This window comes from Streptomyces sp. NPDC055099, from assembly GCF_053607685.1.
This window is the reverse complement of sequence record NZ_JBSGUA010000013.1, coordinates 72,441-85,855: the sequence shown is the minus strand read 5'-3', so window position 1 is coordinate 85,855 and position 13,415 is coordinate 72,441. Positions and strand designations below refer to the sequence as shown.

Here is a 13,415-nt window from a genome sequence, read left to right as displayed (position 1 = left end):
CGAGCGACGAGCCACAAGCGACGAGCGACTGAGACCATCACTCTCCCTGTCATGTCTGCCCCGTCATGTCTGTCGGGCCTCGGCGAGCCGGTTGCTGCGGTCGATCTCCGGCATGTGTGTCTCGGCCCAGACCCGCAGAGCGGAGAGCGGCTTTTCGAGGGACAGGCCGAGCTCGGTGAGTCGGTAGTGGACGGCGGGCGGAACGGTGGGTTCCACGCGGCGCGCGACCAGGCCGTCACGAACCAGACCCTGCAGCGTGACGGACAGCATCTTCTGCGAGATGCCCGGAATGGCACGCCGGAGTTCCGCGAACCGGATCTCGTCGGGTTCCGTCTCGGCCAACACCTTGACCACCATCGACGTCCATTTGGTGCCGATGCGGTCGAGCAACCGGCGGGTCGGGCAGAGCGGGTCCAGCAGATCACCGCGCTCACCGGCCCGCCGAGTGGGTTCGCCGGGCATGGACGTGGTCACCTGCGTCTCACCACCTGAGGGGAAAGTGCCGTCTTGGAAGGACCAGGCTAGTTCCCTAGCGTGACCACGTCACCATTCCTCACCCCCCTCCTCTCCACCGTTCCTCACCACCGTTCCTCACCACCCCACCCACCCCTGGAGTCCCTCCATGCCCGAACTGCGACGCGTCGCCGTCAACGGAGTCGAACTCAACGTGGCCCTGGCCGGATCGGGTCCGGCCGTCCTGCTCCTGCATGGCTTTCCGCACACCTGGGAGCTATGGACAGACGTCATGGCCGACCTGTCCGGCCGCTACCGCGTCATCGCTCCGGACCTGCGCGGGTTCGGAGCGAGCAGCCCGGCCGCCTCCGGGTACGACGCCGACACCCTGGCCGAGGACGCCGCAGCGCTCCTCACCAGGCTCGGAGTGTCCTCTGCCGCAGTCGTGGGTATCGACGCGGGCACCCCGCCGGCCTTCCTCCTCGCGCTACGCCACCCCGGTCTCGTCCGACGACTGGTCGTCATGGAGTCCGTGCTGGGCGGGCTGCCCGGCGCCGAGGACTTCCTTGCCGGCGGGCCGCCGTGGTGGTTCGGCTTCCATACCGCCGCGCGCGGCCTCGCCGAGACCGTACTGGAAGGCCATGAGCCCGCCTACATCGACTGGTTCCTGCACGCCGGCACGCTCGGCGACGGAGTGCCCCCTGCCATCCGGGACGCCTTCGTCCACGCATACACGGGCAGCCAGGCGTTGAGCCGCGCGTTCTCGTACTACCGGGCCCTGCCCGACAGCGCACGGCAGATCGCGCGGGCCGTCACCACCGCCCGCCTGACGGTGCCCACGATGGCGCTGGGCGCCCAACCGGTCGGCGCAGCACTGGAACGCCAACTCCGCCCCGTCGCCGACGACCTCACAGGACACGTCATCGAAGACTGTGGCCACATCATTCCGCTGCACCGACCGAACGCCCTGCTCACACTGTTGAAGCCGTTCCTGGCCGGGGAGGACGCGCTTGCGGCATGACCAGGGCGGACGGCGGCCATCGACACGCGTGCTGCCAAACGGCGCGAGCGTCTGGCCCCGAATCACGCGGTGTCGTCCCTCGGCAGCCGCTCCGGCAGCCCGAGCCGCGGGAACTGATCGTCGTGGAACGTGATGATCTCGGTGATCGCCCCGTCGGTGATACGCAAGACGTCGATCGTCAGCGGCAGGTACGCGCCCTCCGGCTCCTGCCAGAGGTAGAAAGCGACGGCGGGCTGCCGGTTCACCGAGGTGAGGATGGCGCGCAGGCCCTTCATGCCCTCGAAGCCGCCCTTGACCCAGTCATCCACGACCGCGTCGCGGCCGATCTGGATGCCCGGCGTGGGCGGCATCGAGCAGCGGACGTCGTCCGCCAGCATGGTGGCGAGCCGGCTGACGTCCGTGGCCACGCTCGCGTCCGTGTAGCGGCGCACCAACTCGCGCGTCCCGGCGTCCTGTTCGCCGACGGTCCAGTCCTGCCGCTCGGCGGGTAGATGCTCCCGCATGCCGGCGCGGGCCCGCTGCAGCGCGCTGTTCACGGAGTTGACGGAGTCCCCAAGGGCCTCCGCGACCTCCTTCGCCGGCCAGCCGAGCACATCCCGCAAGATCAGCACCGCCCGCGGGCGCGGCGCGAGATGCTGCACTGCGACCAGGTATGCCAGCTCGATCGTCTCCCGCGCGACCGCGACGGTCTCCGGCTCGTCCGCGTTGCCCGCGGGCAGCTCGTCGAGCAGCCGGTCCGGGTAGGGCTGCAGCCACAGCACCTCGCCGCCGCTCGCAGGCTCAGGGCGGCGCTTGGCGAGCAGATCCAGGCAGGCGTTGGTGGCGATCCGGTACAGCCAGGCCCTGAACGTCGACCGCCCCTCGAAGGTCTCCCGCCGCCGCCAGGCGCGGAGGAAGGTCTCCTGCACGGCGTCCTCGGCGTCCTCGAACGACCCGAGGATCCGGTAGCAGTGCACGTGCAGCTCCCGCCGGTGCCGCTCGGCCAGCCCCGAGAACGCCGGCTCGTCGACCTCGCCCAGATCACTCACGCCCAGCTCCTTCAGCCACGTCTCCGCACTCATCACGTCATCCTTCCGCCGCGTCATGCCCTGTCGTACGTGTGACGCAAGTGGGCGCGAAAACTCATCACTGGGGGCGGCCGGCCGCCCGCTTCCGTGCGCCAGGTCCCAGACGGGCGGTGACATCCCGGGGGGTGAGCGCGGAGTGTTCCGCGGTGCATTCCACGACGACGCGGACCGGGGCGTCGCAGTCGGTGTGGCGGACGTCCAGTACCGGGCCCTCGGAACCAAGGGCGTACGTCTCGCCCCACTGGCTCAGGGCCATCAGGACGGGCCAGAGGTCCCAGCCCTTGGGCGTCAGGCGGTACTCGTTGCGTGCGCGGCTGCCCGGCTCCCGGTAGGGGACGGCCGTCAGGACGCCGGCGGAGACCAGCTTGCGGAGACGGTCGCTGAGGACGGCCTCCGACAGGCCGATGTGGCGGTGGAAGTCGTCGAACCGGCGGACTCCGTTCACCGCGTCCCGCAGGATCAGCAACGTCCACTTCTCCCCGACCACGTCGAGCGTGCGCTGGACGGGGCAGTTTTCCGTGCTCGCCTCAAGCCACTTCATCACGCCATCGTAGGCGCCTGGCTTCACCGTTGACAGTCAGCCGTACGCACAGCTAGCTTCATTTGCAAAAGTCAGACGGAAGGTGCTCGACCGTGGGACGCACGCGTACGTATCGCTGGGATGACCCCGCGGCCCTGGCGGAGGCCGCCACCCGCATGGCCGGCATCGACTTCCTGCGCGAGCTGCAGGCGGGGCGGCTGCCGGGCGCCCCCATCAGCCGGACCGTCGACTTCAGCCTGGACGAGGTGGAGCCCGGCAGGGCGGTCTTCTCGCTGACTCCGGGCGAGGAGCACTACAACCCGATCGGCAGCGTGCACGGCGGCGTCTATGCCACCCTGCTCGACTCGGCGGCGGGCTGCGCCGTCCAGTCCACGCTCCCGCTCGGCACGGCGTACACCTCACTCGACCTGACGGTGAAGTTCCTTCGGCGGATCACCGCGGACACGGGCCCGGTGCGCGCCATCGGCACGGTTGTCAGCAGCGGGCGTCAAACCGCCCTAGCCCAGGCACAGTTGGTCGACGGGACAGACCGGCTGCTCGCCCATGCCACCAGCAGCTGCATGCTCTTCCCGGTGCCGCCCGCACGCGGGTGAGGCGAGTGCGGTGAGCCCTCCGCGTCCTGGCCGGGGGCCGTGGCCGACGAGGGGGTCACCGTCCCTGGCAGTGAAAGCCGTGCGCTAGCGGAAGCCCTGCACGGGCGGAGGCCCTCCCTGTGCGGGCCGCGCCGCGTTTTTCTTGGCCTGCCGGAGCGACCCACCATCGATCAGTGGGCCTCTGTCAGCGCCGCGTGCGCGGCGGCGAGGATCTGCTCGGACTGTGGTGAACCCTTGGTGGCCCGGGCCAGGACGAGGGCGCCGAGCATGGTGCACAGCCGGGTGATGCCGTCCTGGTCATCGGTGGCGAGCCAGTCGGCGAGGTCAGCCACGCCCTGCGCGTAGACACGGCGTGCCTCACCATCCGCATGATCAGGATCCGTGCCGGCGCGCGCCATATCGGTGACGAGCGCGGCGGCCGGGCACCCGTCCGCCGTGCTGTCGCGATGCTCGACGGAGAGGTACGCGTCGAGCAGGGCCCGTTGGGCCACGTTGCGCTGCCCGGCGTGCTGGGCGAGCCCGTCCTGGTAGCGCCGTGTGAATTCGGCAAAGGCGTGAGCGGTGGCCTCGTCGACGAGGGCTTCCTTGGACGTGAACTGCTTGTAGAAGCCGCCGTGGGTCAGCCCGGCCTCCTTCATCAGGTCGGCGACGCTGACCTGCGTGCCCCGCTCCCGGAACAGACGGGACGCGGTTTCCACGACCCGTCGGCGGTTCTCCTCCGCCTGGGCTTGCGATACGCGGCCCATCGGCCACCTCCCTTTCTGTGCCCGGCCTCCGGTTCGGACGCCGACCTCCCAGTTGGATGTCGAGTGGAATCTATTCTAGACTCGCCTTTAGATGTTGAGCGACATCTAAAAGCGCTCGGGTGGCAAGCCGGAGCGCACCCCATCGAGATCTGGATCTGACGGAGTGGTCATGGAACTGAAGAACGCGGTCGCGGTTGTCACCGGCGCCAACCGGGGGCTCGGCCGGGAGCTGGCCGCCCAGCTCGTGGCGCGTGGTGCGAAGGTGTACGCGGCGGCCCGCAATCCCGAGACTGTGGACCTGCCGGGCGTCACCCCGCTGCGTCTCGACGTGACGGATGAAGCATCGATCCGGGAGGCGGCCCACGCCGCGTCCGACGCGACACTGTTGATCAACAACGCCGGTATCTCCACCGGCGCACAGCTGATCGCGGGCGACCTGGACATGGTGCGCCGTGAGATGGAGACGAACTTCTACGGCCCCCTCATCGCGACCCGCGCCTTCGCCCCGGTCATCGAGGCCAACGGCGGCGGCGCCGTACTGAACATCCTGTCCGTCCTGTCCTGGATGCACCCGGCCGGCCTCGGCTCCTACGCCGCCTCCAAGGCCGCCGCCTGGGCGCTGAGTGACGCCTCCCGCGAGGAGCTGGCCCCCCGCGGCATCGCCGTCTCGGCACTGCACGTCGGCTACATGGACACCGACATGGCCGCGACCGTGCCCGCCGACGGGAAGATCGCGCCTGCCGACGTCGCCGCCCAGGCCCTGGACGCCCTCGAGACGGGCCTGCCGGAGATCCTCGCCGACGACACCACCCGGTACGTCAAGCAGAACCTGTCCGCCGCGCCGCACGCGGCGTGAGGCGTGGGCCGCAGGCGGTGTGGGAGGTGGGCCGCAGGCGGTGTCCACGCCCAGCTCCGAACCCGACGCTGAACGAGGGCTGACCGTGGCCCCGACCCCGCACCGACGGGGAGACAGAAAACCGCTGGAGAACGACGATGAAGACCTTCCTGATCGAGAAGTACGGCACCAAGGGCAACGGGTCCGGAGTACGAGCCGCCGAACGCCCCGACCCCCAGGTGGGCGCCGACGATGTCCTGGTCAAGATCCACGCAGCGAGCGTCAACCCGCTCGACCTCAGGCTCCGCGACGGCGCCTTCAAGGCGTTCATGCCGTACGAGCTCCCGCTCATTCTGGGCAACGACCTCGCCGGGGAAGTCGTCCAGGTGGGCTCGGCCGTCACCCGGTACACGGTCGGCGACGAGGTCTACGCACGGCCGGACAAGGACCGCATCGGCACCTTCGCCGAACTCATCGCCGTCCACCAGGACGACGTGGCGCTCAAGCCCGCCACGCTCACCATGACGGAGGCTGCGTCGCTGCCGCTGGTCGCCCTGACCGCCTGGCAGGTCCTGGTCGAGCGGGCGCACGTACAGCCGGGCCAGAAGGTCCTCGTCCACGCGGGTGCCGGCGGCCTCGGCAGCATCGTCATCCAGCTGGCGAAAGCGCTCGGAGCACACGTCGCCACCACCGCGAGCGCCGCCACCGCCGACGTCGTCAAGGGGCTCGGCGCGGACGTCGTCATCGACTACCGGACGCAGGATTTCGCGATCGCGCTCGACCACGACTACGACGTCGTCCTCGACAGCCTCGGTGGCGACAACCTGGCGAAGTCCTTGCAGGTCCTCAAGCCGGGGGGCCTGGCCATCAGTGTCGCCGGTCCGCCCGACGCGGCCTTCGCCCGCGAGCTGGGCGCGAACCCCGTTCTCCGCCTGGCGATGAGCGCCCTCAGCCTCAAGACCCGGCGCCAGGCCAAGCGGCGCGGCGTGACGTACTCGTTCCTGTTCATGAAGGCCAGCGGCGACCAACTGCGCGAGCTCACCCCATTGATCGACACAGGCAAGATCCGCCCCGTCATCGACCGCGTCTTCCCGTTCGACGAGACCCTCCAGGCCCTGCAGTACGTCGAGAAGGGCCGCGCGAAGGCCGGCAAGGTCGTCGTCACGATGGTGTGAGAACCCCGAGCACATGAGCCCCTCATCCCATCCATTTCCCACCCCCCATTGCCATCCCCACCCCCATACTTCAGGACCCGGTCATGAGTGCACCGCTGCGTTCCCCCGTCCCCGTCCCGTCATTGACGTACAACAGCGTCCCGACGCGTTCCGTGTCCGTAGGTGGTGTTGACTTCGTCTACCGACAGCTCGGCCCCGAGAACGGCGTTCCGGTGATCCTCCTTCACCACCTGTCCGCGGTCCTGGACAACTGGGATCCACGCGTCGTCGACGGACTCGCCGCACGACGCCGGGTGATTGCTTTCGACAACCGCGGCGTCGGCGCGTCCGGCGGTTCCACGCCCACCACCATCGACGCGATGGCCCGTGACGCGGCCCGGTTCATCCGGGCTCTCGGGCTCGAGGAGGTCGACCTGCTGGGGCTGTCGATGGGCGGTTTCATCGCCCAGGTCCTCGCGGCCGAGGAACCCGGCCTCGTACGCAAGGTCATCCTCGCGGGCACGGGCCCCGCCGGAGGGCCAGGCATCGATCAGGTCACCAAACTCACCGTTCGGGACACCCTGAAGGCCGTTCTGACCCGCCGTGACCCGAAGCAGTTCCTCTTTTTCACCGGCACCCCGACAGGCCTCAGGGCGGCGCACGCCTTCCTGGAACGGCTGAAGGAGCGTACCGGCGAACGTGACAAGGCCATCTCGCTACGGTCACTCCGTGCGCAGCTGAAGGCCATTCACCAATGGGGCCTCCAAGCGCCGACGAACCTGTCGCACGTCCGGCAGCCGGTCCTGCTGGTGAACGGCGAGAGCGACCGGATGGTACCGAGCGGGAACACCCTCGACCTGGCCGCACGGCTGCCGCGGGCGGAACTCGTGCCCCTGTACACCGACGCGGGACACGGAGGGATCTTCCAGTACCACGACGCATTCGTCGCACGGGCGTCGCAGTTCCTCGAGGCGTAGCCGGGGCCGCTGCGTAGCCCGCAGAGAGCTAGCGCCCCGGCGGCCGGGAGCCGCGCAAAGCGCAAGCCGCTGTGCCTCCCGGCAAGCGATGACGATTGTTCGCGACCAAGCGGTACACACCATGGGCGGCCCAGCGCAGAAGAGGAAGCGTCAGCAAAGCGCCCAGCACCGGCCACGCCCGGCCCGCACTCAAGAGCGCCTTCGCCACGGCTTGGGAACCTCCGGACACCGTTCCCGCCGGAGTCACCCACAGCACCTCGTACGCGGCTCGTTCCTGGGAAATACCGAGCGCCTCCAAGTCCGCGAACTGCCAAGGGGTGATCTCGCAACGGGGCCGGACCCAACGCTTGACGAACCTCACCGAACTGGTGCAAAAACCGCAGTCTCCATCAAAAATAAGCTCAGGCTGAATCCTCATGCCTCCAGCATGACGTCCGCATCGCAACGCTGCGGATCCGCAGTTGCTCAACACACCCTCTTGAAGGCACACCTTTGACCTGCACTCGGACGTGACTGTCGGCCAGCGATCGTCGTTGGTTCACCGATCACCCACGCGAGGTCCGGAGGGCACAAATGACGCTGGGGCAGGGCATCTTCGTGGCGGTCGTCACGGCTGTGGTGGGCGTGCCCCTCCTGGCCCTGATCGCCGGCTGGGGATTCGGGGACATGGGATCGGAAGCAAGACCGCCCCAGGGCGACGGAGCCGCCAAGGACGTCAAGCGCGTAACTCTGGACAAGGACAAGAAGGACAAGGACACCGCGAACGCGCGCGACGGCTGGGACGGGGAGGCGACTCTTGGCTGCTGCGTCGTCCTCGTCGTCGCCGTGGCCATCGTGCTGGTGGAACTGGCGGTGGCCGACCCGGGGCCGAACGACGGCCATGTCCGGGCGATCGCCACCATTCCGGTGCTGATGGCGGCGGCGGTACCGGTCCTGCGGTACCGCAAGGGCGCGCGCGGTCTGCTGCTGATGCTGCACGCTTCGGGCGCGCTGACGCTGGCAGCGGCGTGTCTGAGCGTCGCCGCCTTCGTCACCGGGCCGCCGCCCTACGCGACGGGATGGATCCTGCTTGCCGTCGTCGCGGCAGGTGCGGCCATCACGTCCGTCGTGGCCCTGGTCCGGGCGCAGGTGACGCTCACCGTGGTCCCGGTAGCTGTCGCCGTGCTGGTCGCCGTCTTCGGTGCGATCGCGCACTCCCAGTACGACTCGCCGGGCTACGCCATGCGCTTCGGGAATCCCGTGCGTATGCCGTTGCCCTCCCAGTGCGTGGCGGGCGAGGCGATGGGGTGTGTGATCACGTGGGACGAGGCGCGGCACGGGTCGTCCCCCGCCTTCACCCAGGGTCAGATGGTCACCGTCCACTTCAGTCCGGAGGGCAGGGAGCGTTACGGGCGTTACTACCGGCTCGGTGGCTTCTACAAGCCCGGGGACGACAACGACCCGACTCTGGTCTCCCTGGACACCCGGGCCGTCGAGGACAACGCGTATGTAACCCTCGGCTATCGAGCCGACTCCTTCACGCCGTTGGGGCGGTTGCGTCTGCCGGGGCTGATGTGGGCGGCCCTGCCCCTCCTCCTGTGCCCGCTGGCGCTGCATCTGTACCTCGTCAGGGACAGGGCGGCGCAGCCGCTGCGGCGGTGCGGGACGCTGGTGCCCGATGGGTGGCGGCGGCTCGGCAGGGCGAGCGGGTGTGAGCAGTGAGCACGGAGCACGCACCGATCATGAGGGCCCGTAGGCGTAGCTTCCCCTCCAGCGGCCGGGCCCTCCGGTCCGGTGTCGCCCTGCTGACGGCGGGCGTCCTGGCCGCCGGGTTGCTGACGCCTTCCGCGAAGGCGTCGGATGCGGCAGCCGCGAGGCTGCCCGCCGTCGCGTCGTCGACCGAGCCGGGACGCGAACACGCGGAAATCGCACAGGAGGCCATGACAGACCCCCTCGGTCAGGCGGGCATGGAGGCCCACGATGCGCTCCACATGAAGGACGGCAGCCGTAACCTCGCGATCATCTGGTTCGACGTGACCGACTTCCCCCGCCACGTCTACCGGAGGATCACCAAGAATTTCGACAACCTCGACTTCAGCATCGGGTTGCCTGGCAGCAGGAAAAAGGCCGACCGGCGACGCTACGAAGGGCGCGGAAGACTGCTGCGTCATGTGGGAAAGGAAGCGCTGTTCGAGCGCCTGGGGATGTCGCCCGACCGAACCGTCCTGGAACTCACCGCGGTCAACGTTCCGATGAGCCGTGCGGAGGGGGCGTACGACGCGGCCGGAGTGCATGCGGAAGCCGTGATCTACGAGAAGATCCTGCGGCCGTTCCTGCGGGAACTCGGTCTGTCCGGCGAAGAGGTCGACAGGCTCCTGGGCAAGGCCGTCGGGGGATTTTCCGACCGGGCGCGCTGCCCCGTGTGCTACAGGATCACGATCAGGATTCCCGCGGACAAGTTCGCCTCTCTCGTGTCCTTCCATCCCAGGGAGAAGCCGGAGCGGGCGAACCGGGTCGGTGCCATCGTCGCCATCGGTGTGAAGCTCGTCAGGAAGTACAAGGCTGCGCAGAAGGCCAAGGCCGAGCAAGCCATGCCGGTGAATGGCGGGTCCGCCACCGACTGCGTCTCGAAGGAGGCGAGCAGCGGCCCCCGGCCCCTCATGGCGATGGCCCTGCCGCTCGCCGCCCCCGCGGGCGACTGTGGTGAGGGCGGGAAAAGAGTCAGTTCAGGGGCTCTTGGGCGGGCCCTCGAAACCCCGGCCGGGGCCGACGCCTACGGGGGCGTGGACTTCTCCACCCTGGAGATGCGGTACATCTCCGACGGGGTGGACGGCCTCAGCTATGCCTACTCCGGTGAGCCGCTCCCTGACGGGCACCAGCAGGACCCCGGTCTCGGCGCGCGGGTTGTCCAGGATTTCGGCTCGGATCTGCGGACTTGGCTGGCACTGGACCCGCAGAAGTTCTGGGTCAACCTCAATCCCGCTGAACCGGACCGGATCGTCGACGCCGCCCTGGGACGGACCAACGCCGGCCGGGTGATGCTCGAGGCCGACCTTGAGATGAAACGGACGAAGGCCAAGATCCTGCACCCCGATGCGGAAACCGGAAAACGCTTCTGGCGGGACGTCCGATCGTCCGCAAACGGTTCCCTCTGCCTCTCCTCCCGCATGTGGATCGTGCCGGGAAAGATCGAGATCCATGAGGACGGCGAGAGGCTGCACATCCTCAAGGCGCCGCTCGACGTGAAGACGGAGTCCTTGAACGTCGACGCCCCCGACACGGGGTCGTGCGCCACCGACCCCGCGACCGACGCCCACAACGAGAACTTGGACCGGACCCTCGTCCTGCCCGAGATCAGGAAGGCGGTCAACACCGCACCCGAGTACGCGCCCCTGCGCCGGGCGTTCCTGGCAAGGATCGTCGCTCAGTGGGTGACGAAGCGTCACCAGCAGGGCCACCACACGTCCTTCGACGGTGTGATCGCCGACGGGAAACCGGCTGTGTCCACACCCGGTGGCCGGAGCCCCAGGGATGTCTTCGACGACTACGTCCACTCCTACCGGCACAAGGAGTTCGACATCACCCGCAGAACCACCGAGGGGCGGGTCACGCGCGTCACTCGGTACGTCTACGGTGGCGCGGACTTCACCCGGGTCGATCTCACCTCGGTCGGGGCGGCGGAGATGCGTGAGCGGTACCCGCGGTTGGCTGAATCCGCAGCGGCTTCCGTCGACCGGCAGGTGACGGCCGCCGACGGTTCCGTCTGGCTGGGTGGTTCGACCGCCCCCGCGGAGGAGGGGTTTTGGAGCGGCCTCAAGGACGACGCCGTCCGGATGACGGGCGGGAATGGTTTCATCGTGTCGATGACGGCTCTCTTCGTGGTCGGACTTCTCCTCAAACTCCGCGGCCGTGTGCGCCGGCGCGGCCGGCCTGCCGCCTGACCAGTCCCACCGGCGCCGCCCCTTCTCTGCCCAGCCGAACTTCTCTACCCAAGCGAGAGCATCGCCTCGGCGACTTCGCCAACCGCCGCATCGGGAATCGCGGTGGCAGCCTTCTCCAGGACGAGCAGCCGTGCCCCGGGGATCTCGCGCGCGAGAACCTCACCGTTGCCGACGGGGAAGAACGGGTCGCGGCGGCCGTGGACGACGAGGGTGGGGGCCTCGATCTCGGGCAGGCGCTCGCGCCAGCGGGGCTTGCAGTCGAGCCGGGAAAAAACCATGCCCAACTGGTTGGCCATCTGGACCGCGGGTGTGGTGCCGGGTGTGCGGTCCCAGATGCGCGCAGCGATTGCGCGCGCGGCGACGGGGTCATTGCCGAGGATCTCCGCGCCGGTGGCCGCGAACTCCGCCACCGCCTCACGGTCGCTCCACTCGGGCATCGGGCGCGCGAACAGTTTGCCCATCGTCGCCTGATCATGGTCGGGGAGGTCATCGTCGGGTGGGCCCGGGGCAACCGCGCGGGTGCCGGCCAGGGTGAGCGCCGAGAACGCGCCCGGATGATCGAGCGCGGCCACCTGGGCGACCATCCCGCCGACGCCGATCCCCGCGAGGTGCGCGGGTTCCCCGCCGAGCGCGGCAGCAAGGGCCGCCGCGTCGGCGGCAAGGCTGCGCAGGGTGTAGGCGGGCGCTTCGGGGTCCGCAGTCGCCGACTCCCCGCTGTCGCGCAGGTCGTAGCGCACCACGCGGCGCCCACCCGCGGCGAGGCGCGCGCACAGGGCATCGGGCCAGGAGAGCATGGTCGTCCCGCCCGCGAGCAGGACGAGGGGCGCGTCGTCGTCACCGAACGACTCAACGCCCAGGGCGATCTCATGTGCGTGGACAGTCGTCATCGGATCACCGGGAAACGTCGTAGGTCAGGTGGGTCGCGGTCGATGTAGCGCTCACGCTCCGCTGCACCAGCGTGCGTGGCACTGCTCCGGTGAACAGCGGTGTCCCGTCACCCAGCACGACGGGCGCGAGGTGCAGTGTCAGTACGTCGACCAGCCCTGCGTCGAGCGCCGAGCGGATCGTGGCACCGCCGCCCATGAGGACGACATCGAGGTCCCTACCGCTGTCCGACGACGCCACCTCCGCACGTTTGCGCGCGGCGGCGACGGCATCGGGCAGACCGGTGGTGACAAACGTCCAGTCGAGATTGGTCGTGCGCACCGACTCCGGGGGTGAGCTGGTCACGACGATGAACGCGGGCTTGCCGACCTCGCCGGCGCCGTAGCCCGTCGTGTCGTCCCAGCCCCCCGGCCCGTCGACGATGTCGAAGAGGTGACGGCCCAGGACGACGGCGCCCGAGCGGGCGGTCCCCTCACGCAGGAACCGGCGGTCGTCGGGGTCATCGGAAAAGGCCCACGTGTGCAGGGCTTCGCCACCGGTGCCCAGGCCGTTGTCCGGGCCCGGATCGGGCCCGGTGACGAAGCCGTCGAGAGAGACAGAGATGTCAGCGATGATGCGCGTCATACCAGGGCAGACTCGATCCGCCGCCCGAACTCATCGCGGGACGCGATCCTCTTCGGCGACCGCGGTCTGCGCGAAGCGGCCGGTGATCTGCGTGGGGAGGGCAGTCCTGCGCCGGGCGATCACAAATGCCGAGACGTATGTGCCTGACGTGGCGCCTGCACGTCCGGGTGCGCGGAATCGGTGGCGGCCGCTTCGCGCAGGACGAGGTCGAGCAGTCCGGGGAAGCGACGGTCGAGTTCCGGGCGCCGCAGGCAGTTGATGCGGCGCGTGCCCTCGTCGCGCTGACGGATCACTCCGGCCTCGCGCAGGACCCGGAAGTGCCGGCTTGCGGTCGACTTGCCGACGGACAGGTCGAAGCGGTTGCAGGCCACCTCGGGCCGCGAGCTCAACGCCCTCACGATGCTGAGGCGCACCGGGTCGTTGAGGGCTGTCATCACGGCGAACAGGCTCATGTCCTGCTCGTCGGGGTGGAGCAGCGGGGAAGAGGTTCGGCTTGCCATGTCACCAGTATCCACAGGCCTCCCGAGATTCATGTTCGCATTTAGACGAACATGTGGTTACGGTGGCTGCTACCTGCCCATGGAAACCACGACGCGAAG

General features: G+C 69.2%; 15 protein-coding genes. 7 read left to right on the top strand and 8 right to left on the bottom strand.

Going from position 1 to position 13,415, the window contains the following annotated elements; all coding sequences use genetic code 11:
* Window positions 1-63 precede the first annotated feature (63 nt).
* Window positions 64-462: a winged helix-turn-helix transcriptional regulator gene (locus ACWFRU_RS28730; protein WP_453691035.1), complete on the bottom strand. Its 399-nt coding sequence runs from the start codon at window positions 460-462 to the stop codon at window positions 64-66.
* A 160-nt stretch (window positions 463-622) separates the two neighbouring features.
* On the opposite strand from ACWFRU_RS28730, the gene ACWFRU_RS28725 reads away from it, so the two are divergent.
* On the top strand, window positions 623-1,474 hold the full coding sequence (locus ACWFRU_RS28725) for an alpha/beta fold hydrolase (RefSeq protein WP_453691034.1): 852 nt from the start codon (window positions 623-625) through the stop codon (window positions 1,472-1,474).
* A 62-nt stretch (window positions 1,475-1,536) separates the two neighbouring features.
* On the opposite strand, the gene ACWFRU_RS28720 is transcribed toward ACWFRU_RS28725, so the two are convergent.
* Window positions 1,537-2,535 carry an RNA polymerase subunit sigma-70 gene (locus ACWFRU_RS28720; RefSeq protein ID WP_453691033.1) on the bottom strand — a complete coding sequence of 333 codons (999 nt, stop codon included), beginning with the start codon at window positions 2,533-2,535 and terminating at the stop codon, window positions 1,537-1,539.
* Between the two features lie 64 nt (window positions 2,536-2,599).
* Window positions 2,600-3,082 carry a winged helix-turn-helix transcriptional regulator gene (locus ACWFRU_RS28715; protein ID WP_453691032.1) on the bottom strand — a complete coding sequence of 161 codons (483 nt, stop codon included), beginning with the start codon at window positions 3,080-3,082 and terminating at the stop codon, window positions 2,600-2,602.
* Window positions 3,083-3,174: 92 nt separating this feature from the next.
* Here ACWFRU_RS28715 and ACWFRU_RS28710 point away from each other — a divergent pair, with 92 nt between their 5' ends.
* The gene (locus ACWFRU_RS28710; RefSeq protein WP_453691031.1) at window positions 3,175-3,675 is read left to right on the top strand and encodes a PaaI family thioesterase; all 501 of its coding nucleotides are present in this window, start codon (window positions 3,175-3,177) and stop codon (window positions 3,673-3,675) included.
* 170 nt (window positions 3,676-3,845) lie between these two features.
* On the opposite strand, the gene ACWFRU_RS28705 is transcribed toward ACWFRU_RS28710, so the two are convergent.
* Window positions 3,846-4,421, bottom strand: coding sequence for a TetR/AcrR family transcriptional regulator (locus ACWFRU_RS28705; protein WP_453691030.1), 576 nt, complete (start codon window positions 4,419-4,421; stop codon window positions 3,846-3,848).
* Between the two features lie 169 nt (window positions 4,422-4,590).
* On the opposite strand from ACWFRU_RS28705, the gene ACWFRU_RS28700 reads away from it, so the two are divergent.
* From ACWFRU_RS28700 to ACWFRU_RS28690, 3 genes are all read left to right on the top strand, one after another.
* Complete coding sequence (locus ACWFRU_RS28700; RefSeq protein WP_453691029.1) at window positions 4,591-5,277, top strand: SDR family oxidoreductase; 687 nt, start codon at window positions 4,591-4,593, stop codon at window positions 5,275-5,277.
* A gap of 137 nt (window positions 5,278-5,414) precedes the next feature.
* Window positions 5,415-6,431, top strand: coding sequence for an NADP-dependent oxidoreductase (locus ACWFRU_RS28695; RefSeq protein WP_453691028.1), 1,017 nt, complete (start codon window positions 5,415-5,417; stop codon window positions 6,429-6,431).
* Window positions 6,432-6,514: 83 nt separating this feature from the next.
* On the top strand, window positions 6,515-7,387 hold the full coding sequence (locus ACWFRU_RS28690; protein WP_453691027.1) for an alpha/beta fold hydrolase: 873 nt from the start codon (window positions 6,515-6,517) through the stop codon (window positions 7,385-7,387).
* Between the two features lie 28 nt (window positions 7,388-7,415).
* Here ACWFRU_RS28690 and ACWFRU_RS28685 read toward each other — a convergent pair whose 3' ends face one another.
* Entirely contained in the window at window positions 7,416-7,805 is a 390-nt protein-coding gene (locus ACWFRU_RS28685) for a thiol-disulfide oxidoreductase DCC family protein (RefSeq protein WP_453691026.1), read from the bottom strand.
* Window positions 7,806-7,960: 155 nt separating this feature from the next.
* On the opposite strand from ACWFRU_RS28685, the gene ACWFRU_RS28680 reads away from it, so the two are divergent.
* Together ACWFRU_RS28680 and ACWFRU_RS28675 are read left to right on the top strand one after the other, a co-directional pair.
* A complete protein-coding gene (locus ACWFRU_RS28680; RefSeq protein WP_453691025.1) occupies window positions 7,961-9,088 on the top strand; it encodes a hypothetical protein in 1,128 nt (375 codons plus the stop codon).
* A 20-nt stretch (window positions 9,089-9,108) separates the two neighbouring features.
* On the top strand, window positions 9,109-11,307 hold the full coding sequence (locus tag ACWFRU_RS28675) for a hypothetical protein (protein ID WP_453691024.1): 2,199 nt from the start codon (window positions 9,109-9,111) through the stop codon (window positions 11,305-11,307).
* A 44-nt stretch (window positions 11,308-11,351) separates the two neighbouring features.
* On the opposite strand, the gene ACWFRU_RS28670 is transcribed toward ACWFRU_RS28675, so the two are convergent.
* From ACWFRU_RS28670 to ACWFRU_RS28660, 3 genes are all read right to left on the bottom strand, one after another.
* Entirely contained in the window at window positions 11,352-12,194 is an 843-nt protein-coding gene (locus ACWFRU_RS28670; protein WP_453691023.1) for an alpha/beta fold hydrolase, read from the bottom strand.
* Between the two features lie 4 nt (window positions 12,195-12,198).
* On the bottom strand, window positions 12,199-12,816 hold the full coding sequence (locus tag ACWFRU_RS28665; RefSeq protein WP_453691022.1) for a dihydrofolate reductase family protein: 618 nt from the start codon (window positions 12,814-12,816) through the stop codon (window positions 12,199-12,201).
* 119 nt (window positions 12,817-12,935) lie between these two features.
* Window positions 12,936-13,316, bottom strand: coding sequence for an ArsR/SmtB family transcription factor (locus tag ACWFRU_RS28660; RefSeq protein ID WP_453691021.1), 381 nt, complete (start codon window positions 13,314-13,316; stop codon window positions 12,936-12,938).
* Window positions 13,317-13,415 lie beyond the last annotated feature (99 nt).

Excerpts from the sequence above, each read along its gene's own strand:
- ACWFRU_RS28730 (WP_453691035.1), bottom strand. The coding sequence starts at position 462 with ATGCCCGGCGAACCCACTCGGCGGGCCGGTGAGCGCGGTGATCTGCTG.
- ACWFRU_RS28725 (WP_453691034.1), top strand. The coding sequence starts at position 623 with ATGCCCGAACTGCGACGCGTCGCCGTCAACGGAGTCGAACTCAACGTG.
- ACWFRU_RS28720 (WP_453691033.1), bottom strand. The coding sequence starts at position 2,535 with ATGAGTGCGGAGACGTGGCTGAAGGAGCTGGGCGTGAGTGATCTGGGC.
- ACWFRU_RS28715 (WP_453691032.1), bottom strand. The coding sequence starts at position 3,082 with ATGAAGTGGCTTGAGGCGAGCACGGAAAACTGCCCCGTCCAGCGCACG.
- ACWFRU_RS28705 (WP_453691030.1), bottom strand. The coding sequence starts at position 4,421 with ATGGGCCGCGTATCGCAAGCCCAGGCGGAGGAGAACCGCCGACGGGTC.
- ACWFRU_RS28700 (WP_453691029.1), top strand. The coding sequence starts at position 4,591 with ATGGAACTGAAGAACGCGGTCGCGGTTGTCACCGGCGCCAACCGGGGG.
- ACWFRU_RS28695 (WP_453691028.1), top strand. The coding sequence starts at position 5,415 with ATGAAGACCTTCCTGATCGAGAAGTACGGCACCAAGGGCAACGGGTCC.
- ACWFRU_RS28690 (WP_453691027.1), top strand. The coding sequence starts at position 6,515 with ATGAGTGCACCGCTGCGTTCCCCCGTCCCCGTCCCGTCATTGACGTAC.
- ACWFRU_RS28685 (WP_453691026.1), bottom strand. The coding sequence starts at position 7,805 with ATGAGGATTCAGCCTGAGCTTATTTTTGATGGAGACTGCGGTTTTTGC.
- ACWFRU_RS28680 (WP_453691025.1), top strand. The coding sequence starts at position 7,961 with ATGACGCTGGGGCAGGGCATCTTCGTGGCGGTCGTCACGGCTGTGGTG.
- ACWFRU_RS28675 (WP_453691024.1), top strand. The coding sequence starts at position 9,109 with ATGAGGGCCCGTAGGCGTAGCTTCCCCTCCAGCGGCCGGGCCCTCCGG.
- ACWFRU_RS28670 (WP_453691023.1), bottom strand. The coding sequence starts at position 12,194 with ATGACGACTGTCCACGCACATGAGATCGCCCTGGGCGTTGAGTCGTTC.
- ACWFRU_RS28665 (WP_453691022.1), bottom strand. The coding sequence starts at position 12,816 with ATGACGCGCATCATCGCTGACATCTCTGTCTCTCTCGACGGCTTCGTC.
- ACWFRU_RS28660 (WP_453691021.1), bottom strand. The coding sequence starts at position 13,316 with ATGGCAAGCCGAACCTCTTCCCCGCTGCTCCACCCCGACGAGCAGGAC.